Source organism: Streptomyces ambofaciens ATCC 23877 (assembly GCF_001267885.1).
GTDB lineage: Bacteria > Actinomycetota > Actinomycetes > Streptomycetales > Streptomycetaceae > Streptomyces > Streptomyces ambofaciens.
On the sequence record NZ_CP012382.1, the window covers coordinates 4,100,404 to 4,123,206 of the forward strand.

At 70.9% G+C, this 22,803-nt stretch carries 21 protein-coding genes; 10 read left to right on the top strand and 11 right to left on the bottom strand.

Annotated features, from left to right (window positions below; all coding sequences use genetic code 11):
• The first annotated feature begins 16 nt into the window (after positions 1-16).
• Complete coding sequence (locus tag SAM23877_RS18255) at positions 17-667, top strand: GntR family transcriptional regulator (RefSeq protein WP_053134147.1); 651 nt, start codon at positions 17-19, stop codon at positions 665-667.
• Complete coding sequence (locus SAM23877_RS18260; protein WP_053134149.1) at positions 664-1,962, top strand: MFS transporter; 1,299 nt, start codon at positions 664-666, stop codon at positions 1,960-1,962. The genes SAM23877_RS18255 and SAM23877_RS18260 overlap by 4 nt, the downstream gene beginning before the upstream one ends.
• Before the next feature lie 119 nt (positions 1,963-2,081).
• Here the strand turns inward: SAM23877_RS18260 and SAM23877_RS18265 are convergent, their stop codons facing one another.
• Positions 2,082-2,906, bottom strand: a complete 825-nt coding sequence (locus SAM23877_RS18265; RefSeq protein WP_053134151.1) for a maleylpyruvate isomerase family mycothiol-dependent enzyme — start codon at positions 2,904-2,906, stop codon at positions 2,082-2,084.
• 216 nt (positions 2,907-3,122) lie between these two features.
• Here SAM23877_RS18265 and SAM23877_RS18270 point away from each other — a divergent pair, with 216 nt between their 5' ends.
• Complete coding sequence (locus SAM23877_RS18270) at positions 3,123-3,920, top strand: carbon-nitrogen family hydrolase (RefSeq protein ID WP_053134154.1); 798 nt, start codon at positions 3,123-3,125, stop codon at positions 3,918-3,920.
• A 55-nt stretch (positions 3,921-3,975) separates the two neighbouring features.
• The gene (locus SAM23877_RS18275) at positions 3,976-4,434 is read left to right on the top strand and encodes a DUF2867 domain-containing protein (protein ID WP_053134157.1); all 459 of its coding nucleotides are present in this window, start codon (positions 3,976-3,978) and stop codon (positions 4,432-4,434) included.
• A gap of 20 nt (positions 4,435-4,454) precedes the next feature.
• On the opposite strand, the gene SAM23877_RS18280 is transcribed toward SAM23877_RS18275, so the two are convergent.
• The 4 genes from SAM23877_RS18280 to SAM23877_RS18295 form a co-directional block, all read right to left on the bottom strand.
• Positions 4,455-4,979: an LURP-one-related/scramblase family protein gene (locus SAM23877_RS18280; protein WP_053134159.1), complete on the bottom strand. Its 525-nt coding sequence runs from the start codon at positions 4,977-4,979 to the stop codon at positions 4,455-4,457.
• 206 nt (positions 4,980-5,185) lie between these two features.
• Entirely contained in the window at positions 5,186-5,431 is a 246-nt protein-coding gene (locus tag SAM23877_RS18285) for a DUF6458 family protein (RefSeq protein WP_053134162.1), read from the bottom strand.
• Between the two features lie 125 nt (positions 5,432-5,556).
• Positions 5,557-6,855, bottom strand: coding sequence for a M18 family aminopeptidase (locus SAM23877_RS18290; protein ID WP_053134165.1), 1,299 nt, complete (start codon positions 6,853-6,855; stop codon positions 5,557-5,559).
• Positions 6,856-6,953: 98 nt separating this feature from the next.
• Complete coding sequence (locus SAM23877_RS18295) at positions 6,954-8,780, bottom strand: acyl-CoA dehydrogenase (protein WP_053134168.1); 1,827 nt, start codon at positions 8,778-8,780, stop codon at positions 6,954-6,956.
• A 162-nt stretch (positions 8,781-8,942) separates the two neighbouring features.
• Between SAM23877_RS18295 and SAM23877_RS18300 the strand changes: the two genes are divergently transcribed.
• From SAM23877_RS18300 to SAM23877_RS18310, 3 genes are all read left to right on the top strand, one after another.
• Entirely contained in the window at positions 8,943-9,410 is a 468-nt protein-coding gene (locus tag SAM23877_RS18300; protein ID WP_053134171.1) for an SseB family protein, read from the top strand.
• A 141-nt stretch (positions 9,411-9,551) separates the two neighbouring features.
• Positions 9,552-10,529 (top strand): pirin family protein, encoded by a 978-nt coding sequence (locus SAM23877_RS18305; RefSeq protein WP_053134172.1) that lies wholly within the window; start codon positions 9,552-9,554, stop codon positions 10,527-10,529.
• Between the two features lie 97 nt (positions 10,530-10,626).
• The gene (locus SAM23877_RS18310; RefSeq protein WP_053134176.1) at positions 10,627-11,709 is read left to right on the top strand and encodes an AI-2E family transporter; all 1,083 of its coding nucleotides are present in this window, start codon (positions 10,627-10,629) and stop codon (positions 11,707-11,709) included.
• Here SAM23877_RS18310 and SAM23877_RS18315 read toward each other — a convergent pair.
• On the bottom strand, positions 11,643-13,805 hold the full coding sequence (locus SAM23877_RS18315) for a SpoIIE family protein phosphatase (RefSeq protein ID WP_053134178.1): 2,163 nt from the start codon (positions 13,803-13,805) through the stop codon (positions 11,643-11,645). The genes SAM23877_RS18310 and SAM23877_RS18315 overlap by 67 nt on opposite strands.
• 166 nt (positions 13,806-13,971) lie before the next feature.
• On the opposite strand from SAM23877_RS18315, the gene aspS reads away from it, so the two are divergent.
• Positions 13,972-15,735, top strand: coding sequence for an aspartate--tRNA ligase (aspS, locus tag SAM23877_RS18320; RefSeq protein WP_053134182.1), 1,764 nt, complete (start codon positions 13,972-13,974; stop codon positions 15,733-15,735).
• Positions 15,736-15,801: 66 nt separating this feature from the next.
• Here the strand turns inward: aspS and SAM23877_RS18325 are convergent, their stop codons facing one another.
• Together SAM23877_RS18325 and SAM23877_RS18330 are read right to left on the bottom strand one after the other, a co-directional pair.
• Positions 15,802-16,407 carry a Uma2 family endonuclease gene (locus tag SAM23877_RS18325; RefSeq protein ID WP_053134185.1) on the bottom strand — a complete coding sequence of 202 codons (606 nt, stop codon included), beginning with the start codon at positions 16,405-16,407 and terminating at the stop codon, positions 15,802-15,804.
• A 58-nt stretch (positions 16,408-16,465) separates the two neighbouring features.
• Positions 16,466-17,314 (bottom strand): helix-turn-helix domain-containing protein, encoded by an 849-nt coding sequence (locus tag SAM23877_RS18330; RefSeq protein ID WP_244902961.1) that lies wholly within the window; start codon positions 17,312-17,314, stop codon positions 16,466-16,468.
• A gap of 422 nt (positions 17,315-17,736) precedes the next feature.
• Here SAM23877_RS18330 and SAM23877_RS18335 point away from each other — a divergent pair, with 422 nt between their 5' ends.
• Positions 17,737-18,612 carry a helix-turn-helix domain-containing protein gene (locus tag SAM23877_RS18335; RefSeq protein ID WP_053134191.1) on the top strand — a complete coding sequence of 292 codons (876 nt, stop codon included), beginning with the start codon at positions 17,737-17,739 and terminating at the stop codon, positions 18,610-18,612.
• Positions 18,609-18,821 (top strand): DUF397 domain-containing protein, encoded by a 213-nt coding sequence (locus SAM23877_RS18340; protein WP_053134193.1) that lies wholly within the window; start codon positions 18,609-18,611, stop codon positions 18,819-18,821. Before SAM23877_RS18335 ends, SAM23877_RS18340 begins: the two co-directional genes overlap by 4 nt.
• A 15-nt stretch (positions 18,822-18,836) precedes the next feature.
• Here SAM23877_RS18340 and SAM23877_RS18345 read toward each other — a convergent pair whose 3' ends face one another.
• From SAM23877_RS18345 to SAM23877_RS18355, 3 genes are all read right to left on the bottom strand, one after another.
• The gene (locus tag SAM23877_RS18345) at positions 18,837-19,202 is read right to left on the bottom strand and encodes a PH domain-containing protein (RefSeq protein WP_053134196.1); all 366 of its coding nucleotides are present in this window, start codon (positions 19,200-19,202) and stop codon (positions 18,837-18,839) included.
• 103 nt (positions 19,203-19,305) lie between these two features.
• On the bottom strand, positions 19,306-20,922 hold the full coding sequence (metG, locus tag SAM23877_RS18350) for a methionine--tRNA ligase (RefSeq protein WP_053134201.1): 1,617 nt from the start codon (positions 20,920-20,922) through the stop codon (positions 19,306-19,308).
• Positions 20,923-21,031: 109 nt separating this feature from the next.
• Positions 21,032-22,771: a VWA domain-containing protein gene (locus SAM23877_RS18355; protein WP_053134204.1), complete on the bottom strand. Its 1,740-nt coding sequence runs from the start codon at positions 22,769-22,771 to the stop codon at positions 21,032-21,034.
• Between the last annotated feature and the right edge of the window lie 32 nt (positions 22,772-22,803).

The window sequence follows — 22,803 nt, forward strand, 5'->3', positions numbered from 1 at the left end:
TATCTATCCTGTCGGCATGACCACGGCAGTGAAGCAACCCCCCGCGGCGGACCGCGTCTACACCCACGTCAAGCAGGGCGTCCTGGAGCGCCGCTACGAGGGCGGGACCCTGCTCACCGAGGGAGAGCTCGCCGACGCGGTGGGCGTCTCCCGCACGCCGGTGCGCGAGGCGCTGCTCCGGCTGGAGGTCGAGGGGCTGATCCGGCTCTACCCGAAGAAGGGCGCCATGGTCCTGCCGGTCTCCGCGCAGGAGATCGCGGACGTGGTGGAGACCCGGCTGCTGGTCGAGGAGCACGCGGCGAGGAAGGCGGTACCCGCACCGCCCGGCCTCGTCGAACGGCTGGAGGGACTGCTGGCCCGGCAGCGGGAGCAGGCCGCCGCCGGTGACTACGCCGCGGCCTCGGTCTCGGACCGCTGCTTCCACGCGGAGATCGTCCGCAGCGGCGGCAACGAGATCCTCAACCGCCTCTACGACCAGCTCCGGGACCGCCAGCTGCGCATGGGCGTCGCGGTCATGCACTCCCATCCCGACCGGATCGCCAAGACCCTCTCCGAGCACGAGGAGATCCTCGACGCACTGCGCTCCGGGGACGCGGAGGCGGCCGTCGGCGTGGTCCACCGGCACGTGGGCTGGTTCTCGCACCTGGCCCGGGGTGAGGTCCGATGAGCGGCTCGGCCGGTCTGCCGGGCGACCCGCCGGGCGGCCGGCGCGCGCTCGCCGTGTGGGGCGTCGGCGTCTCCGTCTACTTCGTCGCCGTCATCTTCCGCACGTCCCTGGGCGTGGCCGGACTCGACGCCGCCGACCGCTTCCACGTCAACGCCTCGGCGCTGTCCACCTTCTCCATCCTCCAGCTGCTGGTCTACGCCGGTATGCAGATACCCGTCGGCCTGCTGGTCGACCGGCTGGGCACCAAGAAGGTGCTGGGCATCGGCGTGGTGCTGTTCACGGTCGGCCAGCTCGGCTTCGCCTTCTCACCGTCCTACGGCATGGCGCTCGCCTCCCGGGCGCTGCTCGGCTGCGGGGACGCGATGACGTTCATCAGCGTGCTGCGGCTGGGCACCCGCTGGTTCCCGGCCAGGCGGGGCCCGATGGTCGCCCAGCTCGCCGGGCTGGTCGGCATGGCCGGCAACCTGGTCTCCACCCTCGTCCTCGCCCGGCTGCTGCACGGCATCGGGTGGACGGCGGCGTTCGCGGGCAGCGCGCTGGCGGGCGTGGTCGTGTTCGTCCTCCTGCTGCTGTTCCTCAAGGACCACCCGGAGGGGCACGAGCCGGAACCGCTGCCGCACCAGGGTGCCGCGTACGTACGGCGGCAGATCGCCACCTCCTGGCGGGAGCCGGGCACGCGGCTCGGCCTGTGGGTGCACTTCACCACCCAGTTCCCGGCGATGGTGTTCCTGCTGCTGTGGGGGATGCCGTTCCTCGTCGAGGCGCAGGGGCTGTCCCGGGGCACGGCGGGCGGGCTGCTCACCCTCGTCGTGCTGTCCAACATGGCGGTCGGCCTGGTCTACGGGCAGATCATCGCCCGGCACCACGCGGCACGGCTGCCGCTGGCGCTCGGCACGGTGGGCGCGACGGCCCTCCTGTGGGCGGTGACGCTCGCCTACCCGGCCGACCGGGCGCCGATGTGGTTGCTCGTCGTGCTGTGCACGGTCCTCGGCGCGTGCGGCCCGGCGTCGATGATCGGCTTCGACTTCGCGCGGCCGGCGAACCCGCCGGAGCGGCAGGGGACGGCGTCCGGGATCACGAACATGGGCGGCTTCGTGGCGTCGATGACCACGCTGTTCGCGATCGGCGTGCTGCTGGACGCCACCGGGGACGACTACCGGGTCGCGTTCTCCTCGGTGTTCGTGCTCCAGGCGCTCGGTGTCACGCAGATCATGCGGCTGCGCGGGCGGGCGGCGCGCAGGGAGCGGGAGCGCCTGGTCGCCAGCCGGGTGGAGACGGTGCACGTGCCGGTGTAGGCGGGGGTGGGAGGCGCGGCCCGGCGCTGACGGGGTGCCGCCTCCCCCGCTCCCGGCGTCTCCCCCACGCTCGGCTTCGAGGGGCCGCTCAGGCCCGGGGGAGGCACGACTGCCCGCGGCTAGGGCGTCACCACGAAGTTCCGCAGGATCGCCGCCGTCAGGTCCGGGTCGCCCTCCGCCTTGATGCGGTCCGCCGCCGCCTCCGGGGTCACGCGCCCGCAGGCCAGGCGGACGTAGGTCTCCCAGTCGAGGGTGAGGGTGGCGGCGGGACCGAGGGCGGGGGCCGTCTCCAGGGTGCCGCGGCCCTGGATGTCGACGCGGATGGTGCGCAGGAACTCGACCGGGCCGTGCACGTCGAAGACGACGGCGGAGCTGCGGGGCGCGTCCGCGCGCTCGGCGACGACGGCCGGCAGCTCGGCGAGCAGCACGTCACGGGCGACGTGCGCACCGGGGGAGTCGAGGTTGCCCGGACGGCCGAGGGCCGTGCGCAGGTCCTGCTCGTGCGCCCACACGTCGAAGGCGTGCCGGCGCATCGCCTCCTCCAGGGTCAGCTCGGTGCCGAGCGGTCCGCGCACCTTCGTGCCGGGGTCCCGCGACTCGTTCCGCAGCTGGCGGTTGCGCCGGATGACCATGTACTCCAGCTCGGACGTCATCTCCGGCGCCGTGTGGTGGCGGCGGACGTCGACCTGCATCTCCATGTAGCGCTGGTGCTCGTTGGTGACGTGGAAGAGGTCACGCGGGAGCGTGTGGATGGGCCGCGGGTCCCCCAGCATCTCCGAGTCCAGGCCGAGGACATGGGAGACGATGTCGCGCACCGACCACCCCGGGCAGGGGGTGCGGCGGTTCCACTCTGCCTCCACGAGGGGCTGGACCAGCTCGGATATCGCCTCGATGGAGTGAGTCCAGGCGTCGGCGTAGGGCTGGAGGGTGGGATGCAGACTCACGGAACGGGACCCCTCGGCGGTCGGTACACGGGCGGTTTGCGGCGGCGGTGCCAGTGGGAGGTGGCTGCGGTCGGCGTCTTGGGACTCCCCCGACTCTCGGCTTCGCTCGAGCCGGGAGGGATCCCCAAGTTACGCTGCTGTGCGGCACCCCGGCAGTGCTTTCGTGTGACGATCGTAGGCCCGAGTGGACGGCCCGAATGCCAGGACGGTGGTAGTGTGCGCGCCTCTTTGATCCAAATCGCCGTGAACGAGGACGAATCGGTGGAAGCGCGCCGTCGGCGAACGGCGTCGCTGGTACGGGAGCAGGCGGGCGCCGCGGATCTCGTCGTGCTGCCGGAGCTGTGGACCACGGGTGCCTTCGCCTTCGAGGCGTTCGACGCCGAGGCCGAGCCGCTCGAGGGGCCGACGTACGAGGCGATGGCGAAGGCGGCGAGCGACGCGGGCGTGTGGCTGCACGCGGGCTCCGTCCCCGAGCGCGCCCCTGACGGACACCTCTACAACACCTCTCTCGTCCTCTCCCCCTCCGGTGACCTGGCCGCCGCCTACCGCAAGATCCACCGGTTCGGCTTCGACAAGGGCGAGGCCGTGCTGATGGGCGCGGGGGAGGAGCTGGTGACGGTCCGTCTGCCCGAGACGACCCTCGGTGTGGCGACCTGCTACGACCTCCGTTTCCCCGAGCTGTTCCGCGGTCTCGTCGACGCCGGTGCCGAGACGCTGGTCGTCCCGGCGGGCTGGCCGGAGCGCCGCCGGTCGCACTGGACGCTCCTGGCACAGGCGCGGGCGGTGGAGAACCAGGCGTTCGTCCTCGCCTGCGGAACGGCCGGGACGCACGCCGGGGTTCCGCAGGCCGGTCACTCGATCGTGGTCGATCCCTGGGGCGAGGTGCTGGCGCAGGCCGGAGGGGACGAGGAGGTCCTCACGGTGGAGTTCGACCCGGCGCGGGTGGCGCGGACCCGGGAGCAGTTCCCGGCCCTGAAGGACCGGATGCTGGGACTGCCGGCCCCGCGCCGGTGACGGACCCGGCGCGGACCGTGACGAACGGCCCCTCGCGCCGCCTAGAATCCCGCGCATGGCACCCACCGGTACTCCCGGCATCCGTCGTGTCCGGGTGGACCCGGACGGCGCCCATCGCGCGTCCGCCTTCGCGCTGCCGACCGCCGGACTGCCCCGCCTGACGCCCGAGGAATGGGTGCGCGCCAGCTACGAGGACGTCCCGGCGCCGCTGCGCGAGCTGATCCGCGCGGGCTGGGCCGGCGTGCTCGGTCTGCGGCTGGGGCCGCGGCACTCGGCGCGGCACGTGGCGGGATGGCGCACGGTGGAGTCCGGGCCGGCCAGGCTGGCCGTGGAGGCCCGGGCCCCCTCACTGACCGTCCGCAACGTCGTGACGGCCGACGGCGCGCGTCTGGTCTGGGCCACCTATGTGCGCTACGAGCGCCGGGCCGGGCGGGCGCTGTGGTCCCTGGCCGCGCCGGTGCACCACCTGGCCCTGCCCCTCCTGCTCGGCCGGGCCGTCCGCCGCAGGACCTGAGCCGCGGCCGGGCCCGCCCGTCAGCCGTCCGCCGCGTCCGTCCGGTCCGCCCCGTCCTTCTCGCGTTCCTTCTCCGCGAGGTGGATGACGCACACGGTCAGCGCGATCAGCAGGGCCGGGTCCGCGTCGTCCCGTACGACGTCCACGCCGTAGGTGTCGCGCAGGGTCAGCCACCGCCGGGAGACGACCGCGAGCAGTTCGCCGTCGTACTCGATGGCGAACTCCCGGTCGAGGATCTTGCCGCTGACGTCCAGCTCGGTGCCGTCGGCCAGGGAGACGCGGTAGTGGTTGCGCAGCAGGGACAGCCGCTTGCGCTTGATCCGCGCCAGCGGCTCGTCGCCCCGTTCGATCACCATCGTGTCGCGCAGGGCGAACATCTTCTGGTGGATGTCGACGAGCACCCGTCCCTGGGTGTCCTTCAGCTCCCAGGTGTCCCGCAGACGCATCGCCTTGCCGTCGACGAGGTACACCTTGTTGCCGCTGTCGTCCTCGATCCAGTAGTCGTCACCGAAGCCGAGGAGCCGGTCGTACACGAGGAATCTCATGACGTGATCGCTTCCCCGCGGGGCGTCGCGGGACGCCGCCGGTAGGCCGACAGGCTGAGTGCCGAGGGCGGGGAGGGCCCCCGCCGGGCCGGCAGCCCGCCCGCCCGTCGGACCCGTCCACCCGTCCGCTCGTCCCGTCCGCCTCGTCCCGCCGGCCGCCGGCCGGCGAGGACACGTTGCTGATGTGACGCCCGACGCGTCGGGTGTCAGGCGCCGTAGCCGTTGTTGTAGCCGTCCCGCGTGTGGGGCCTTTCCTCGACGACCGGGGTCGTGGGCGGCATCATGACGCGGCGGCGTCGGGCGATGCTGCTGAACGTCGCGACACCGATCAGGCCGACGATCATGAAGATCACTCCGACGAGGTCGAGGTTGACGCCCTGCATGTCCCAGTCGGTCGCGAACGTGAGGATGGCTCCCACGGCGATGAGGATGATGCACCCGCCGAGGCCCATGAGTATTGCCTCCCTGTAGATCCGGTCGGTTCCGGCTTTCCGGTCGATCCGGTTCCGTTCGGGTACCCCGGGTGTCAACCCCCATGCAGCGGCGTGTCGTTCCGCGGCACGACCGGGCGGCGGGACTACGGGCGGAGGAAGGCCACCAGCGCGTTCGCCAGCAGGTACGGGTCGTCGGCGCCGCACAACTCCCGGGCGCTGTGCATCGAGAGGATGGCGGCGCCGATGTCGACGGTGCTGATGCCGTGCCGGGCCGCGGTGATCGGGCCGATGGTCGTGCCGCACGGCATGGCGTTGTTGGAGACGAAGGTCTGGAAGGGGACGTCCGCCTTCTCGCAGGCCGCGGCGAACACCGCGCGGCCCGAACCGTCGGTGGCGTAGCGGTTGTTGACGTTGACCTTCAGGATGGGGCCGCCGTTGACGCGCGGGTGGTGCGTCGGGTCGTGCCGCTCCGCGTAGTTGGGGTGGACGGCGTGGCCCGTGTCGGAGGAGAGGCAGACCGTGCCGGCGAAGGCGCGGGCCCGGTCCTCGTACGAGCCGCCGCGCGCGAACACCGAGCGCTCCAGCACGCTGCCGAGCAGCGGGCCGTCCGCGCCGGTGTCCGACTGGGAGCCGGTCTCCTCGTGGTCGAAGGCGGCGAGGACGGGGATGTACGGCAGGCCGGTGCCGCCGGACGCGACCGAGGCCAGGGCGGCCACTCCGGCGTGCACGGAGAGGAGGTTGTCCATGCGGGGGCCGGCCACCAGCTCCCTGTCGCGCCCCAGGTACGCCGGCGGCTCCACGGAGTGGGTCATCAGGTCCCAGCCGGTGACCTCGCCGCGGTCCAGTCCCGCCTCCTCCTCCAGGAAGGCGATCAGGTCGCCGTCGCGGACGGTGTCGCCGAGGCCCCAGACGGGCTGGAGGTGGCGCTGCTTGTCGAGCTTGAGGCCCTCCGCGGACACGTTGCGGTCCATGTGGATGGCGAGTTGCGGGACGCGCAGCAGGGGGCGGTCCACGTTCACCAGGCGCGTGGAGCCGTCGCGCAGGGTCAGCCGGCCGGCCAGGCCCAGGTCCCGGTCCAGCCAGGAGTTCATCAGCGGGCCGCCGTAGATCTCCACGGCGACCTGGCGCCAGCCGTGCGTGCCGGTGTCGGGGCGCGGCTTCACCCGCAGGTTGGGGGAGTCGGTGTGCGCGCCGACGATGCGGAACGGGGTGTGCGGCTCGGCGCCCTCGGGGACGTACCAGGCCACGATCGCGCCGCCGCGCAGCACGTACCTCCCGCCGGCCGTCCCGTCCCAGGCCTCCGTCTCCGCGACCTGCCTGAAGCCGGCCTTCTCCAGCCGCTCGGCGGCGTTCGCCACGGCGTGGTACGGCGTGGGACTCGCCGCCAGGAAGGTCATCAGGTCGTCGGTGTGGCCGCGGTGGAAGCGGGACGGTGCGCTCATGGGGTTCACCTTAACGACGTACGAGGGCCCGCTCCCCGGATGGCGGGAGCGGGCCCTCGTGAGGGTGTGTGGGATTGGTGGAGAGACCTCCGGGACCCCTAGAAGGCCGCCTCGTCCAGCTCCATCAGGTCCAGCTCGACACCCTGGGCGACCTTGCGGGCCAGGGTGAGGCCGGGCAGGACGTTGGCCGCGAAGAACTTCGCCGCCGCGATCTTGCCGGTGTAGAACGCCTTGTCCTTCGCGCTCGCCGTCGGCAGCTTCTCGGCGGCGATGGCGGCACCCTTGAGGAGCAGGTAGCCGACGATCACGTCACCGGAGGCGAGCAGCAGGCGGGTGGTGTTGAGGCCCACCTTGTAGATGTTCTTGACGTCCTGCTCGGTGGCGGCGAGGTCGGTGAGCATGACGCCGACGATGGCCTCCAGCTCGACGGCGGCCTTGGCCAGGTGCTCGCGGGCGCCGGCCAGCTCCTCGCCGCCGGTGGCGAGGGCCAGGAACTTCTTGATGTCCTCGGCGAGCGAGTTCAGCGCGGCGCCCTGGTTGCGGACGATCTTCCGGAAGAAGTAGTCCTGGCCCTGGATCGCCGTGGTGCCCTCGTACAGGGTGTCGATCTTGGCGTCGCGGATGTACTGCTCGATCGGGTACTCCTGGAGGAACCCGGAGCCGCCGAAGGTCTGGAGCGACTGGGCGAGCTGCTCGTAGGCCTTCTCGGAGCCGTAGCCCTTGACGATCGGCAGGAGCAGGTCGTTGAGGGCGTGCTCGGTGGCGGCGTCCTCGCCGTTCGCCTCCTTGACCTGGATCTCGTCCTGGACGGAGGCGGTGTACATGACCAGGGCGCGCATGCCCTCGGCGTACGCCTTCTGCGTCATGAGGGAGCGGCGGACGTCCGGGTGGTGCGTGATGGTGACCTTGGGGGCCGTCTTGTCCATGAAGTTGGCCAGGTCGGGGCCCTGCACGCGCTCCTTGGCGTACTCCAGGGCGTTGAGGTAGCCCGTGGAGAGGGTGGAGATCGCCTTCGTGCCGACCATCATGCGGGCGAACTCGATGATGCGGAACATCTGGCGGATGCCGTCGTGCTTGTCGCCGATCAGCCAGCCCTTGGCGGGGTGGCGGTCGCCGAAGGTCATCTCGCAGGTGTTGGAGGCCTTCAGGCCCATCTTGTGCTCGACGTTGGTGGCGTAGACGCCGTTGCGCTCGCCCAGCTCGCCGGTCTCGAAGTCGAACTCGTACTTCGGGACGAGGAAGAGGGACAGGCCCTTGGTGCCGGGGCCGGCGCCCTCGGGGCGGGCGAGGACGTAGTGGAGGATGTTCTCCGACATGTCGTGCTCGCCGGACGTGATGAAGCGCTTGACGCCCTCGATGTGCCAGGAGCCGTCCTCCTGCTGCACGGCCTTGGTGCGGCCGGCGCCCACGTCCGAGCCGGCGTCCGGCTCGGTGAGGACCATGGTGGAGCCCCACTGCTTCTCGACGGCGATCGAGGCGATGTGCTTCTGGACCTCGTTGCCCTCCTCGAAGAGGATGCCCGCGAAGGCCGGGCCGGAGGAGTACATCCACACGGCCGGGTTGGCACCGAGGATCAGTTCCGCGTAGGCCCAGATCAGGGAGCGCGGCGAGGTGGTGCCGCCGATCTCCTCGGGCAGGCCCAGGCGCCAGTACTCGGAGTCCATGAAGGCCTGGTAGCTCTTCTTGAAGGACGCCGGGACCGGCGCGGTGTTGGTCTCCGGGTCGAAGACCGGCGGATTGCGGTCCGCGTCGGCGAAGGACTCGGCCAGCTCGTTCTCCGAGAGGCGGGTCAGCTCCTCCAGAACGCTCTTGGCGGTGTCCGTGTCCATCTCCGCGAACGGGCCGGTGCCGTAGACCTTGTCGCGGCCGAGCACCTCGAAGAGGTTGAACTCGATGTCCCGGAGATTCGGCTTGTAGTGCCCCATGGCGACGGCTCCGTTGAGAGATCGGCGAGGCACTGACTCCTCGCATCTGTACACATACCGACTGCGCGTACCAAGCAGTAGCTACGATGATGCTACCCGTCGGTAATAAGAAGCAACCCCGAGCGGGTCATCTGTGACTCGTTACTCGTTAGTCTGTGCGGCATGTACGGCTACGACCAGACCGCGGGTCCTCAGCAGCAGCAGTACGCCCCGCCGCAGCAGCCGATGTCCGGCGGGTACGGACAGCAGCCGCCGCTGTACCCCGAGCCGTCCCCGCCCTCGCTCGCGGACGCGGTGCGCGCCTTCACCACGGGCCAGATGTCCGCCGAGGACTTCCAGCAGATCTTCGCCACCTCGAAGGTCTACTGCCCGCGCGGCGACAACCCGGGCTTCCTCGCGCTGCACAACACCCAGCAGCCCGTGATCCCGATGTTCACCGGCCTCAAGGAGCTGCGCCGGTACGCGGGCAAGGAGTCCAAGTACTTCGTGATCACCGGCGCGGAGGTGATCGACCTGCTGCCCACCGGCTACGGCTTCGTGCTGGACATGGAGGGCGAGCACCGGATGGTGTTCGACGCCAAGGCAGTCGAACAGATGGTCGATTTCGCGATGCGCCGGATGTACGGCTAGACGTCTTGCCCCACAGGCGGCCGTACGCGACCGCGGATACCGCGAGCCCGGAGGGAATGCCCTCCGGGCTTTCGTGGTTCCAGGTGACAAGAAGTTCAACGCTCAACTAAAGTGAACCGCACACCGCCCGAGGAGGTCGACATGCCTGCCGTGACCGTCGAGAACCCGTTGACGCTGCCCCGCGTATCCGCGTCCGCCGACGCCGTCGCACGTCCCGTGCTCACCGTGACGACCGCGCCCAGCGGTTTCGAGGGTGAGGGCTTCCCGGTGCGCCGCGCGTTCGCCGGGATCAACTACCGCCATCTCGACCCGTTCATCATGATGGACCAGATGGGTGAGGTGGAGTACGCGCCCGGGGAGCCCAAGGGCACGCCCTGGCACCCGCACCGCGGCTTCGAGACCGTCACCTACATCATCGACGGGATCTTCGACCACCAGGACTCCAACGGCGGTGGCGGCACCATCACCAACGGCGACACGCAGTGGATGACGGCGGGCTCCGGCCTGCTGCACATCGAGGCGCCGCCGGAGCAGCTGGTCATGTCCGGCGGGCTCTTCCACGGCCTCCAGCTGTGGGTGAACCTCCCGGCCAAGGACAAGATGATGGCCCCCCGGTACCAGGACATCCGCAGCGGATCGGTCCAGCTGCTCACCTCCCCCGACGGCGGCGCGCTGCTGCGGGTCATCGCCGGCGAGCTGGACGGCCACGACGGCCCCGGGATCACGCACACGCCGATCACGATGGTCCACGCGACCCTCGCGCCCGGCGCCGAGGTGACCCTGCCGTGGCGGGAGGACTTCAACGGCCTGGCGTACGTGATGGCCGGCCGCGGATCGGTCGGCGCCGAGCGGCGGCCGATCCACCTGGGCCAGACCGCGGTCTTCGGCGCCGGGGGCTCGCTGACCGTCCGCGCGGACGACAAGCAGGACGCGCACACCCCCGACCTGGAGGTCGTGCTCCTCGGCGGACAGCCGATCCGGGAGCCGATGGCGCACTACGGTCCGTTCGTCATGAACACCAAGGACGAGCTGATGCAGGCCTTCGAGGACTTCCAGAAGGGACGGCTCGGCACGGTCCCGGCCGTGCACGGCATGTCGGCGGCGGGGCCCGAGGCCTGACACCGGCCCCGGCTGACAGCACGTCACGCTGACACCGCGTCACCCGGGCGGGCGGTCCGCGCAGGACAGCCCGCCCGGTGCGTGATCGGCTGGTGGAGTGCAGCTGCTTCCCGGTCCGGTGCGTCGGTTCGCCGCCTGGTGCGCCGTCATCCTGCTCGCCAGCGGGGTCGTCTACGTCGCGATCCGGCTCTGCGTCGAACTGCGCACCGCCGTGACGCCGGCGCTGCTCGCACTGCTCGGCACGGCCCTGCTCCGCCCGTTGCACCGGCGGCTGGTGAAAGCGCACGTCCAGCGGTCGCTGGCCGCCGGGCTCACCTGCGTCGCCGTCGTCGCCGTGGTCGGCGGGGCCGTGTACATCGTCGTCTCCGCGCTCATCGAGACCGGTGACCAGATCGTCGCCTCGGTGCGCAGCGCGGCGCGGGACATCGCCGACCACTTCGGGGCGGCCGGGACCTCGCTGGACGACATGGCGTCCAACGCGCGCGAGCTGCTCGGGAAGTTCGGCGGTACGGCCGCCTCCGGCGTGGTCACCGGGATCAGCGTCGTCGGCGAGATGATCGCCATGGCCGTGCTCGCGCTGCTGCTCGTCTTCTTCTTCCTGCGCGACTCCGACCGGGCCGTCGGCACGGTGCGGGCCCTCTCGCCGCGGCACAGCGCCGACATGGTGGAGGCGATGGCCCGGCGGGCCTTCGGGGCCGTCGAGGGCTTCATGCGGGGCACCACCCTCATCGCCCTCATCGACGCGGTCTGCATCACCGTCGGGCTGCTCGTCCTGCGCGTCCCCGGTGCGGTCGGACTCGGGGCGCTGGTCTTCGTCGGCGCCTACATCCCCTACCTCGGCGCCTTCATCTCCGGGACCGTGGCGATCCTGGTCGCGCTGGCCGACCGCGGGTTCGTCATCGCGCTGTGGGCGCTCGGCGTGGTGCTGGCCGTGCAGGTGCTGGAGGGACACGTGCTCCAGCCGATGGTCCAGAGCCGGACCGTGCAGATGCACCCGGCCGTCGTGCTGCTGGCGCTCACCGCGGGGGCGTCGGTGGCGGGCATCCTGGGGATGCTGCTCGCCGTTCCGCTCACCGCGGCCGCCTTCGGCGTCGTGCACGAGCTCCAGGGCCGTTACGCGGCCTCGGGACCGCCCTCCGCGCCCGGGCCGAGGCCGGCCTCGGGGTCCGTGGACTCGTAGACCTCGTACCAGATGCTCTTGCCGTCGCCGCGCGGTGCGACGCCCCACGCGTCGGCGAGCAGCTCGATCAGCATCAGGCCGCGCCCCGAGGAGGCCATCTCCCCCGGCCGGCGTTTGTGCGGCAGGTCGTCGCCGCTGTCGGTGACCTCGACCCGGATGCGCCGTTCCCCCGGCTCCCCGGTGACCTCGGCGACCAGCAGGGCGTCGGCGTCCGTGTGGACCAGGACGTTCGTCAGCATCTCGGAGAGCAGGAGCACCGCCGCGTCCCGCTGCTCCTCGCTGGGCCAGTCGTGCAGCAGGTCCCGCAGGTGCTGCCGGGCGGTGGCGATCCGCTCCGGCTCGGCCTGGGCGACCGTGAGCATGGTGCGGCGCAGGGGCGTGCGGAGCACGGGGCTGTCCCCGCAGCCGCAGCCCTCGCCCTGCCGGCACAGCAGCAGCAGGGCGATGTCGTCCTCGCGCCGGTCGGCGAGCGGGCCCGTGGTGTGGTGCGAGGAGGGACCGTGCACGGCCTGGACCAGCGCGTCGGCCAGTTCCTCCAGGGCCCCGTCGTGCTGCTCCAGGATGACGCGGAGCCGGTCCCAGCCGGAGTGCAGGTCGTGGCCGCCGGTCTCGACCAGGCCGTCCGTGCACAGCATCAGGGTGTCCCCGGGCTCCAGGGCGAGCCGGGTGGTCGGGTAGTCGGAGTCCGGGTCGATACCGAGCGGCAGCCCGCCCGCCGTGGCCCGGATCAGTGCCGTCCCGTCCGCCATGCGCACCACCGGGTCCAGATGCCCGGCGCGGGCGCTCTCCAGGGTGCCGGTGGCCGGGTCCACCTCGGCGTAGTAGCAGGTGGCGAAGCGCATGTCGGCGGGGTCGTCGTCGGCCTGGGTGAGGCCGTGGAAGAAGTGGGAGGCGCGGGAGAGCACCGCGTCGGGACGGTGCCCCTCGGCGGCGTAGGCGCGCAGGGCGATGCGCAGCTGGCCCATCAGTCCGGCCGCGCGCACGTCGTGACCCTGGACGTCGCCGATGACCAGGGCGAAGCGGCCGCCGGGCAGCGGGATCATGTCGTACCAGTCGCCGCCCACCTGGAGGCCGCCGCCGGTGGGGACGTAGCGGGCGGCGATGGCCATGCCCGGGACCTCCGGGACGAGCACGGGCAGCATGGAGCGCTGCAGCCCGTCCGTCAGCTCCCGCTGGGTCTCGGCGGCGCCCGCCCGGGACAGGGCCTGCGCCAGCATCCGCGCCACCGTGGTCAGCACCGACCGCTCGTCCGGCGTGAACGCGACCGGGTAGGCGAAGGCGGCCATCCACGCCCCCATGGTGCGTCCCGCGACGGTCAGCGGCAGGAAGGCCCAGGAACGGCGGCCGAAGCGCTCGGCGAGCGGCCAGGTGAGGGGGTAGCGGGAGCGGTACTGCTCGGGGGAGGAGAGATAGACGGCGCGTCCGGTGCGGACCACCTCGGCGGCCGGGTAGTCCGTCTCCATGGGCATGTTCACGAACGGGTTCATGTCGTTCTCGGGCTGCCCGTGGTGGCCGATGACCGTCAGGCGGTCGCCCGAGACGCCGAAGACCGCCAGCCCGTCCGGCGAGAACCCCGGCATCGACAGGCCCGCCGCGACCCGCAGCACCTCTTCGGTGGACCGCGCCTCGGCCAGTGCCCGGCCCGCGTCCAGCAGGAAGGCCTCCCGGGAGCGGCGCCAGTCGCCGGTGACCGCGCGGCGTCCGGCGGGGGTCCCCGGCGCCGGCTCGGCGACCTCCTGGAGGGTGCCGATCAGCTTGTAGGCCTTGCGCACGGGGTCGACCGAGGGCCTGGAGCGGCTGCGCACGATGCGGACGACATGGCCCTGCTCGTCCATGATCCGGATCCGTACCTCGGCGAGGGTGCCCTCGGTGGCGGCCAGCTGGATCACACCGGTGATCTCGTTCCAGTCCACGGGATGCAGCCGGGACCGCACCCGGGCCTCGGTGAGCACGGCGCACCGTGTCGGCAAGCCGAGCAGCCGGGCGGCCTCCGCGTCGACCGTGACCTCCCCGGTGGCGGTGTCCCACTGCCACAGGCCGGTCGCGAGAGCGGCAAGGAGGTCCCCCACCTCGGGCAGGGGGTCACCGGTGCGCATTGCCCCACTGTAAGAACAGGTGATCGCACGCTGCCACCGGTCGCTCCTCCCGGCGCCCCTCGGCACCTATGGGGAGGAACGCAGCGGTGGGTCCCCGGTACGCTGGGGTTGTTTCACGTGAAACGCGAAACACCATCCCCGATCCACGAAGGCTGGATGAACGACGATGCATCGGTACAGGTCCCACACCTGCGGCGAGCTCCGCTCCTCTGACGTCGGCACCGACGTCCGACTGAGTGGCTGGCTGCACAATCGGCGCGACCTGGGCGGCATCCTCTTCATCGATCTGCGCGATCACTACGGCATCACGCAGCTCGTCGCCCGTCCGGGCACCGAGGCGTACGAGGCGCTCGACAAGCTGACGAAGGAGTCGACCGTCCGGGTCGACGGCAAGGTCGTCTCCCGCGGCGCCGACAACATCAACTCCGAGCTGCCGACCGGTGAGGTCGAGGTCGAGGTGGGCGAGGTCGAGCTGCTGGGCGCCGCCCAGCCGCTGCCCTTCACCATCAACACCGAGGACGGGGTGAACGAGGAGCGGCGCCTGGAGTACCGCTTCCTGGACCTGCGCCGCGAGCGCATGCACCGCAACATCATGCTGCGCACGGCGGTCATCTCCGCCATCCGCCACAAGATGGTGGCCCTCGGCTTCAACGAGATGGCGACGCCCATCCTCACCGCCACCTCCCCCGAGGGCGCCCGCGACTTCGTCGTGCCCTCGCGCCTGCACGCGGGCCGCTTCTACGCCCTGCCGCAGGCGCCGCAGCAGTTCAAGCAGCTGCTGATGATCTCCGGCTTCGACCGGTACTTCCAGATCGCGCCCTGCTTCCGCGACGAGGACGCCCGCGCCGACCGCTCGCCGGGCGAGTTCTACCAGCTCGACGTCGAGATGAGCTTCGTCGAGCAGGAGGACGTCTTCCAGCCGGTCGAGCGGCTGATGACGGAGCTGTTCACGGAGTTCGGCGGCGGCCGTGAGGTGACCTCGCCCTTCCCGCGCATCCCGTTCCGCGAGGCGATGCTGAAGTACGGCTCCGACAAGCCGGACCTGCGCGCCAAGCTGGAGCTCGTCGACATCTCCGATGTCTTCGAGGGCTCGGAGTTCAAGGCCTTCGCCGGCAAGCACGTCCGCGCGCTGGCCGTCCCGGACGTCTCGGGCCAGCCGCGCAAGTTCTTCGACCAGCTCGGTGACTACGCCGTCTCGCAGGGCGCCAAGGGCCTGGCCTGGGTCCGCGTCGGCGAGGACGGCACGCTGAGCGGCCCGATCGCGAAGTTCCTCACCGAGGAGAACGTCGCCGAGCTGACCAAGCGCCTCTCCCTGGCCGCCGGCCACGCGGTGTTCTTCGGTGCGGGCGAGTTCGACGAGGTCTCGAAGATCATGGGCGCGGTGCGGGTCGAGGCCGCCAAGCGTGCCGGGCACTTCGAGGAGAACGTCTTCCGCTTCTGCTGGATCGTCGACTTCCCGATGTACGAGAAGGACGAGGACACGGGGAAGATCGACTTCTCCCACAACCCCTTCTCGATGCCGCAGGGCGGGATGGACGCCCTGGAGAACCAGGACCCCCTCGACATCCTGGCCTGGCAGTACGACATCGTCTGCAACGGTGTGGAGCTGTCCTCCGGCGCCATCCGGAACCACGAGCCGGACATCATGCTCAAGGCCTTCGAGATCGCGGGCTACGACGCCGAGACCGTCGAGCGCGAGTTCGCCGGCATGCTCCGCGCGTTCCGCTTCGGCGCCCCGCCGCACGGCGGCATCGCCCCGGGCGTCGACCGCATCGTCATGCTGCTGGCCGACGAGCCCAACATCCGCGAGACCATCGCCTTCCCGCTCAACGGCAACGCCCAGGACCTGATGATGGGCGCGCCGACCGAGCTGGACGAGTCCCGGCTGAGGGAGCTGCACCTGACGGTGCGCAAGCCGCAGCCGAAGTAGTCCGCCGACGGCACTGCGTAGGGCCCGGCACCGGATCGATCTCCGGTGCCGGGCCCTTCGTCGTCGTCACGCCTGGTCCTCGCCCCGGTAGAGCGGCAGGTTCTGGGTCGGGATGGTCCAGTCGGCGATGGTGACGTCCTCGCCGTAGACGAAGTCCTTGCGAGTGGCGTAGCGGGGGCCGTCGGGGGTGGTGTGGATGTCCGTGAATACGGCGCCGGTGCCCGTGCGGGGGTCGAAGACCGCGTAGACGGGGATGCCGAGCAGGGGGTAGTCGCGCACTTTGCCCACCCAGTCGTTGCTCGGGTTGGAGCGGGAGACGACCTCGACGGCAGCGATGAGCGACCGAGGGTCGAACGACCCCTCGATGTCCATGTCCTCCTCGGCGATCACCATCAGATCGGGCCGCCGCATGACGCCTTCGGGCTCGTCCTCCACGTCCGGCTCACCGGTGTGCGCCACGATCTCTTCCGGCATCACCTTTTCCAGGCGCTTCCGGAGCCGCAGTGTGGTCAGCTCGTGCCGACCGCTGGGCGACATCATGTCGTGGACGATCCCTTCCTTGGTGATCTCGAACTTCCCGGGCAGCGTGTCGTCCGAGGACTGAACGAAGTCGCGCATGGCCCGGTAGAGGTGGGAGGCGCCCTGCTGTGCGTCGTCGGGTGCGATGGTCATGGCGCTCGCTCCTCGTCGGGTGTGCCCACGGGCTCGGGCAAGGATCGTCGAATTCATGCTAGGCGCTTTCCAGGTGATCGGTTCGGCAGTCGCGGCAGTGGCCTGGGACGGGGGCGCGGAAGGCTCGGTCGCAGCCGTCGCAGGTCTGGAGGGGGTGCTGAGGCTCGGGGACGGCCGAAGGAACTGGTGGCCGGAACGGCGGTGGGGGCGGCAGCTGGGCGGTCAGGCGGTGGGCGAGGAAGGCGGCGGGCCGGATCAGGGGCTCGTTGGGCAGGTTCTCGGTCAGGGCGTGGCGTACGGCGGTGGGGGTGACCTCGCGCTCCAGCCAGGCGGCGACGCCCGGGGCGAGGTGTTCGGCGTCGGTGGCGGAGAGGAGGAGCCGAGGGTCGCGGCGGCGCAGGCCGGTGAGGACGTCGACGGCCGCCTGGAGGAGGGCGGGGGCGGGACACGACGGCCGGGGTACGGCGGGGAGGCGCTTGCGCGGCGGCGGCTTCTCCTGGGCCGCGCGCCGGGCGGAAGAGCGGGATGCCGTCTCCCGTGCGCCGCCGGCGCTGTGTCCGGGCCTGTTGCGGGAGACCGTGCGGGTGACGATCCGGCCGGTGGACGTGCGTGTACACGTGCGTTGCAGGTAGCCGTGCTTCTCCAGCTCGCGCAGCCCGGCGGCGATGCGGGTGGGGCCCTCGGGGAAGCGGGCGGCGAGGGTCTTGATGTCGACGGAGGTGCCCTGGCGCACGGACTGGATGTAACAGGAGAGTCCGATGGCGAGCAGGGACAGCTCCTCGTGCTGGACGAGGTGGTTGCCGACCACCGTGAAGCTCTCGGTGTGGCGGACGTTGTCGTGGACGACGCCTGCGAGGGGCTGCTCGTGGGGGTGGTCTTCGTCCGGGGTTCGGGACGTGGCGGGCATGGGCGCGTTAGGGTGCTGTGCATCCATCGGGGAAGCCTTTTTCTTCCTTGGCGGTCAGGCCCTCGCATCGGGAAGCCACTCCCGGCGGGGGCCGTCGCATGTCTGGTGGTCGTGTCGCCGCTGAGCGTAGGGCAGACAACCGGTCCCGAATCCAGCCGAGTTGGCATATTCACTCTCGGGAGTGACCGCGCCCGACGGGAGGGAGGGGAGGGGCTTGGTGGGGTGCTTCTCCCCAGTTGGTGGTTCACAGGGGGCGCCGGTGGGACCGGCACCCGGCTCGTCGCGTTCCGGAGTTCCTCAGTGATGGCGCCGTCGCGTACGGTCACTGTCCGTCAGTTGTCCGGTGATGTCCGGGCTTGTCAGGGCGGTGCGTACGGGTAGGGCGTGGCCGTTACACGGCGGTACGACGGAGGGGCGCGCGCATGTCGGTGGACGGTGAGGTTCGACAGCTCAGGACCGAGGCTGACGAGCCCGGGTGGGAGGTGGACCCGGACGACGATTGGGGCGTGGCGGTGGTCGCCACCGTGGGGCGGCAGTTGAAGCTGCGCCGGGAGGCCGTGGGGATGCGGGCCGGTGACTTCGGCAGGGCCGTGGGGTACGGCGAGGATCTCGTCTACAAGATCGAGGGCGGGAAGCGGATTCCCCGTCCGGAGTACCTGGAGATGGCCGACGAGGTGCTGGAGGCCGGTGGGCTGCTCGCTGCCATGAAAGAGGACGTGGCGAAGGTCCGGTATCCGAAGAAGGTGCGGGATCTTGCGCAGATGGAGGCGCGGGCGGTCGAGATCGGGGTGTACGAGAACAGCAACATCGCTGGTCTCTTGCAGACTCCGGAGTACACCAGGGCGCTGCTTGAGTCGTGGCAGCCCGCCTACACGCCGGAGGACCTGGAACGTCGAGTAGCCGCCCGTATCGCTCGGCAGACTGTGTACGAGCGGTCTCCTGCGCCCGCGCTGAGCTTCGTCCTGGAAGAGGGGACGCTCCGGCGCAAGGTTGGGGGCACAATGGTTCGACGGCAGCAATTCGAACGCTTGCTGGAGGTGGGGCGGATGAACAGCGTCACCCTCCAGGTCATGCGGATGGACAGTGGACCGCACCCCGGCATGAGCGGCAGGATCGAGGTGCTGAAGTTCGAGGACGGCACGGCGGTGGGGCGCTCCGACGGGGCGTTCAACGGCCGCCCGACGTATGACCCGAGGCAGCTTCGCATCCTTGAGCTTCGCTATGGCACCATCCGGGCGCAGGCTTTCCCGCCTGGGGAGTCGCTGGCCTTCATCGAGCAACTCCTGGGAGACACATGATCGGCAAGGCCCCCGCTGGCGACGCCTCCGCACTGGCGTGGTTCAAGAGCAGCTACAGCAGTGGCCCTGACGGCGACTCCTGCGTCGAGGTGGCGGCCACCCCCGGCACCGTCCACGTCCGTGACTCCAAGTACCGCGACGCGAGCCCACGCCTCGCGTTGGCGGCGCAGGCGTGGGCGGGCTTCGTGGCGTACGCGTCCGGGAGCTGAAGAGCTGCCGTAGTGCTACCGCGCCACGAACTGGGTGAGGATCGCCTGGACCTCGTAGATGTCGACGCCCTTGGTGAAGGTCTTCTGGATGGGGGCCTGGGAGCCGGAGAGCCAGATCTTCAGCTCGGCGTCGAGGTCGAAGGTGCCGGCCGTCTCGACCGCGAAGTGCGTGATGCTGCGGTACGGGATCGAGTGGTACTCGGTCTTCTTGCCGGTGATGCCCTGCTTGTCGACCAGGATCAGTCGCCGGTCGGTGAACAGGATGGTGTCGCGGATCAGCAGGTAGGCGGCGTGTACCTGCTCGCCGTGGCCGAGCAGTCGCGCGTACTCCTGCTGCGCCTGGGCCGGGTCGATGCTGTGCGCGTTGCCGAACAGTGCCATGGCTGGCTCCCCCCGTGTGAGCTGGTTGCTCGTCCGATCCTCGCAAAACGCGGGGCCCGGGAGAAGGGCTGCTTCTCCCGGGCCCCGCGCTGTGGCGAGCGCGTTACGCGGTCGGCTTCTCCTCGAGACGAGGGAAGAGCACCGCGCCCTTGGTGACCGTCGAACCGGCCGGCAGCCGGCCCCAGTCCGCCGCCTCCTGGACCCGCTGGTCCGCGAGGCCGCCGAGGGAGGCTTCGGCGCCGAGGGAGTCCCAGAGCTTCTGGGAGGTGTCCGGCATGACCGGGTTCAGCAGGACGGCCACGGCGCGGAGCGACTCGGCGGCCGTGTAGAGGATCGTCGCCAGGCGGGCCCTGCCCTCCGGCGAGTCGTCCTTGGCGACCTTCCAGGGTTCCTGCTCGGTGATGTAGCCGTTGACCTGCTTCACGAAGTCGAAGACCGCCAGGATGCCGCCCTGGAAGTCCAGCTCCTCGCCGATCTTCCGGTCGGCCTCCGCGACGGCCTTGGTCAGGCCGTCGTGGATCGCCTTCTCCGCGTCACCGTCGGCCGTGGCGGCCGGCAGCTCGCCGCCGAAGTACTTGCCGACCATGGCGGCGACGCGGGAGGCGAGGTTGCCGTAGTCGTTGGCCAGCTCGCTGGTGTAGCGGGCGGAGAAGTCCTCCCAGGAGAAGGAACCGTCCTGGCCGAACGCGATCGCGCGCAGGAAGTACCAGCGGTACGCGTCCACGCCGAAGTGCGAGGTCAGGTCCTGCGGCTTGATGCCGGTCAGGTTGGACTTGCTCATCTTCTCGCCGCCGACCATCAGCCAGCCGTTCGCGGCGATCTTCCCGGGCAGCGGGAGGCCCTGGGCCATCAGCATCGCCGGCCAGATGATCGCGTGGAAGCGGAGGATGTCCTTGCCGACCAGGTGCACGTCGGCGGGGAAGGTGGCCTCGAACTTCTCCGGGTTCTCGTTGTAGCCGACCGCGGTGGCGTAGTTCAGCAGGGCGTCGACCCACACGTAGATGACGTGCTTGTCGTCCCAGGGGACCGGGACGCCCCAGTCGAAGGTCGAGCGGGAGATGGAGAGGTCCTGGAGGCCCTGGCGGACGAAGTTCACGACCTCGTTGCGCGCGGACTCGGGCTGGATGAAGCCCGGGTTGGCCTCGTAGTGGGCGAGCAGCTTCTCGCTGTACTCGCTCAGCTTGAAGAAGTAGTTCTCCTCACTGAGGATCTCCACCGGCTTCTTGTGGATCGGGCAGAGCTTCTGCCCCGCGTACTCGCCCTCGCCGTCGAGCAGCTCGCCGGGGAGCTTGTACTCCTCGCAGCCGACGCAGTACGGGCCCTCGTAGCCGCCCTTGTAGATCTCGTCCTTGTCGTACAGGTCCTGCACGAACTCCTGGACGCGGTCGGTGTGCCGCTTCTGCGTGGTGCGGATGAAGTCGTCGTTCGCGATCTCCAGGTGCTCCCACAGGGGCTTCCAGGCCTCGGTGACGAGCTTGTCGGCCCAGGCCTGCGGGGTGACCCCGTTCGCCTCGGCCGTACGCATGATCTTCTGACCGTGCTCGTCCGTGCCGGTGAGGTACCACACCTTCTCGCCGCGCTGGCGGTGCCAGCGGGTGAGCACGTCGCCTGCGACGGTCGTATAGGCGTGGCCCAGGTGAGGAGCGTCGTTGACGTAGTAGATGGGGGTCGAGACGTAGTACGCCTTCGCCCCCTGCTTCTCGTTTCCAGTGGCCGCCATGGGCGAAATCCTACTGGTCCGCCGGAGATCGGCTCACACGCGTTTCGGGGGGTGGACGGGGGTTCCCCCGTCCACCCCCCGAAGGGTTGTTCGTGGTGGCGCGGTGCGGCTACGGGCGCCAGGCGGCCAGTACGCCCTCGTAGAGCTCCTTGTCGGTGAGCTCCTTCGGGGTCTCGCCGGCCAGGAAGTGCGACGCGTTGCCCGTCTTGAGCTTGCGGAGGTAGTCGAAGGCCTTGTTCTCCGGGTCACCGAACGCGACGAAGGAGAAGTGGACGTGCGGGTGGTTCGCCGCGGCGTCCGTCAGGGCCTGGGTGGCCGGGGTCTTGGCGTCCGGGGCGCCGTCGGTCTGGAAGACCACCAGGGCGGGGGTGCCGGGGGCCTCCTTCTCGTGGTGCGCGAGGACGGCCTCCACGGCGGCGTGGTAGCTGGTGCGGCCCATGCGGCCGAGCGCCGCGTGCAGCTCGTCGATCTTGTTCTCGTGCTCGGTGAGGGTGAGCTCGCCGGTGCCGTCCACCTCCGTGGAGAAGAAGGTGACGTGGACCGCGGCCTCGGGGTCCAGGTGCGCGGCGAGGGCGAGGGTCTGCTCGGCGAGGGCCTGGGCGGAGCCGTCCTTGTAGTACGGGCGCATGGAGGCGGAGCGGTCGAGGACGAGGTGGACCTTGGCGCGGGCGCCGGTGAGGTCGTGCTTCTTGAGGGCGGTGGCGGCGGCCTTGTAGGCGGTGGTGAGGCCGGGGGCGTGCGAGCGGATTCGCGCCGCGGGGGTGGCGGGTTTGGGGGTCTCCGTCTCCGGCTCCGGGTCCGGCTCCGGGTCCGGGTCCGGCTCCGGGTCCGGCTCCGGGTCCGGCTGGGGGGCCGGCTGGGGGGCCGGTGACGCCTCGGCTTCGCCTTCGGCGTCCGTGTTCCCACCCGCACCACCCGTGCTGCTTTCGTCGTCGGGTGCGGGTGGCCCCTGTGGGGCTTCCTCGCCGTCGGCGGGTGCGGGTGCGGGTGCGGGTGCGGGTGCGGGTGCGGATTCGGTTGCGGCTGCGGCTGCGGCTGCGGCTGCGGCTGCGGGTTCGGGGGACGGGGTCGGGTCGGGCTTGGCCTCGGCCTCCGGCTTCGCCTCGGCCTCCGGCTCCGGCTTGGCCTCAGGCTCCGGCTCGGCTTCGGCCTGGGGCTTCTGTTCCGGCTTCGCCTTCGCCGCGAGCTCCGGCTCTGCCTCGGCCTCCGGCTTCGCCTTGGTCTCCGGCTTCGCCTTGGTCTCGGGCTCGGGTTCCGCCTCCGCCTTCGGCTCCCGCTCCGGTTCCGGTTCGGTCTTCGGCTCCGGCTTTGCCGAGGCTTCCGGCTCCTGCGCTGCTTCGGGTTCCGGCTTCTGGGCCGCCTCCGGCTTGGGCTCCGGCTCGGCCTTCGGCTTCTGGGCCGCCTCCGGCTCCGGCTCGGGCTTCGGCTTCTGGGGCGTCTCGGGAGCCGGGTCCTGTGCTGCCTCGGGTGCCGGTTTCTGTGCTGCCTCGGGCTTCGGGGGCTGGGGGGTCTCGGGCTTCTGTTCCGGGGTGGTGGTGGCCTTCTGTTCTGGTTCCGGGGCGGGGTCCGGGGACTCCGTCGGCTTCGGGACCGTGACGTTGGCGAAGGCGGCCTTGACGAGTTCGTGCTCGTCGGGGGAGAGGCCCGCCGTGCGGGGCTCGGGGACCTGGGCGGTCTCCGCCCGGTCCGGGGCCTCGGCCGGCTCCGGGGGTGCGGTGGGCTGGGACGGGAGCTTCGGCTCCGGCGCGGTGGCCGGCGGTGCCGTCTCCTGCGTCGCACCCTCCGCCTGGGCGGTCCGGTCTTTGCGTGACCGGCCGAACACGTTCCGCAGAGAGGTGAGAATGCCCATGTGCGCAACCCTTCGCGTGAGTTGATGCCCGT

Coding starts and splice junctions, on each gene's coding strand:
- SAM23877_RS18255 (WP_053134147.1), top strand. CDS start 17: ATGACCACGGCAGTGAAGCAACCCCCCGCGGCGGACCGCGTCTACACC.
- SAM23877_RS18260 (WP_053134149.1), top strand. CDS start 664: ATGAGCGGCTCGGCCGGTCTGCCGGGCGACCCGCCGGGCGGCCGGCGC.
- SAM23877_RS18275 (WP_053134157.1), top strand. CDS start 3,976: ATGGCACCCACCGGTACTCCCGGCATCCGTCGTGTCCGGGTGGACCCG.
- SAM23877_RS18280 (WP_053134159.1), bottom strand. CDS start 4,979: ATGAGATTCCTCGTGTACGACCGGCTCCTCGGCTTCGGTGACGACTAC.
- SAM23877_RS18285 (WP_053134162.1), bottom strand. CDS start 5,431: ATGGGCCTCGGCGGGTGCATCATCCTCATCGCCGTGGGAGCCATCCTC.
- SAM23877_RS18290 (WP_053134165.1), bottom strand. CDS start 6,855: ATGAGCGCACCGTCCCGCTTCCACCGCGGCCACACCGACGACCTGATG.
- SAM23877_RS18295 (WP_053134168.1), bottom strand. CDS start 8,780: ATGGGGCACTACAAGCCGAATCTCCGGGACATCGAGTTCAACCTCTTC.
- SAM23877_RS18300 (WP_053134171.1), top strand. CDS start 8,943: ATGTACGGCTACGACCAGACCGCGGGTCCTCAGCAGCAGCAGTACGCC.
- SAM23877_RS18305 (WP_053134172.1), top strand. CDS start 9,552: ATGCCTGCCGTGACCGTCGAGAACCCGTTGACGCTGCCCCGCGTATCC.
- SAM23877_RS18315 (WP_053134178.1), bottom strand. CDS start 13,805: ATGCGCACCGGTGACCCCCTGCCCGAGGTGGGGGACCTCCTTGCCGCT.
- aspS (WP_053134182.1), top strand. CDS start 13,972: ATGCATCGGTACAGGTCCCACACCTGCGGCGAGCTCCGCTCCTCTGAC.
- SAM23877_RS18325 (WP_053134185.1), bottom strand. CDS start 16,407: ATGACCATCGCACCCGACGACGCACAGCAGGGCGCCTCCCACCTCTAC.
- SAM23877_RS18330 (WP_244902961.1), bottom strand. CDS start 17,314: ATGCCCGCCACGTCCCGAACCCCGGACGAAGACCACCCCCACGAGCAG.
- SAM23877_RS18335 (WP_053134191.1), top strand. CDS start 17,737: ATGTCGGTGGACGGTGAGGTTCGACAGCTCAGGACCGAGGCTGACGAG.
- SAM23877_RS18340 (WP_053134193.1), top strand. CDS start 18,609: ATGATCGGCAAGGCCCCCGCTGGCGACGCCTCCGCACTGGCGTGGTTC.
- SAM23877_RS18345 (WP_053134196.1), bottom strand. CDS start 19,202: ATGGCACTGTTCGGCAACGCGCACAGCATCGACCCGGCCCAGGCGCAG.
- metG (WP_053134201.1), bottom strand. CDS start 20,922: ATGGCGGCCACTGGAAACGAGAAGCAGGGGGCGAAGGCGTACTACGTC.
- SAM23877_RS18355 (WP_053134204.1), bottom strand. CDS start 22,771: ATGGGCATTCTCACCTCTCTGCGGAACGTGTTCGGCCGGTCACGCAAA.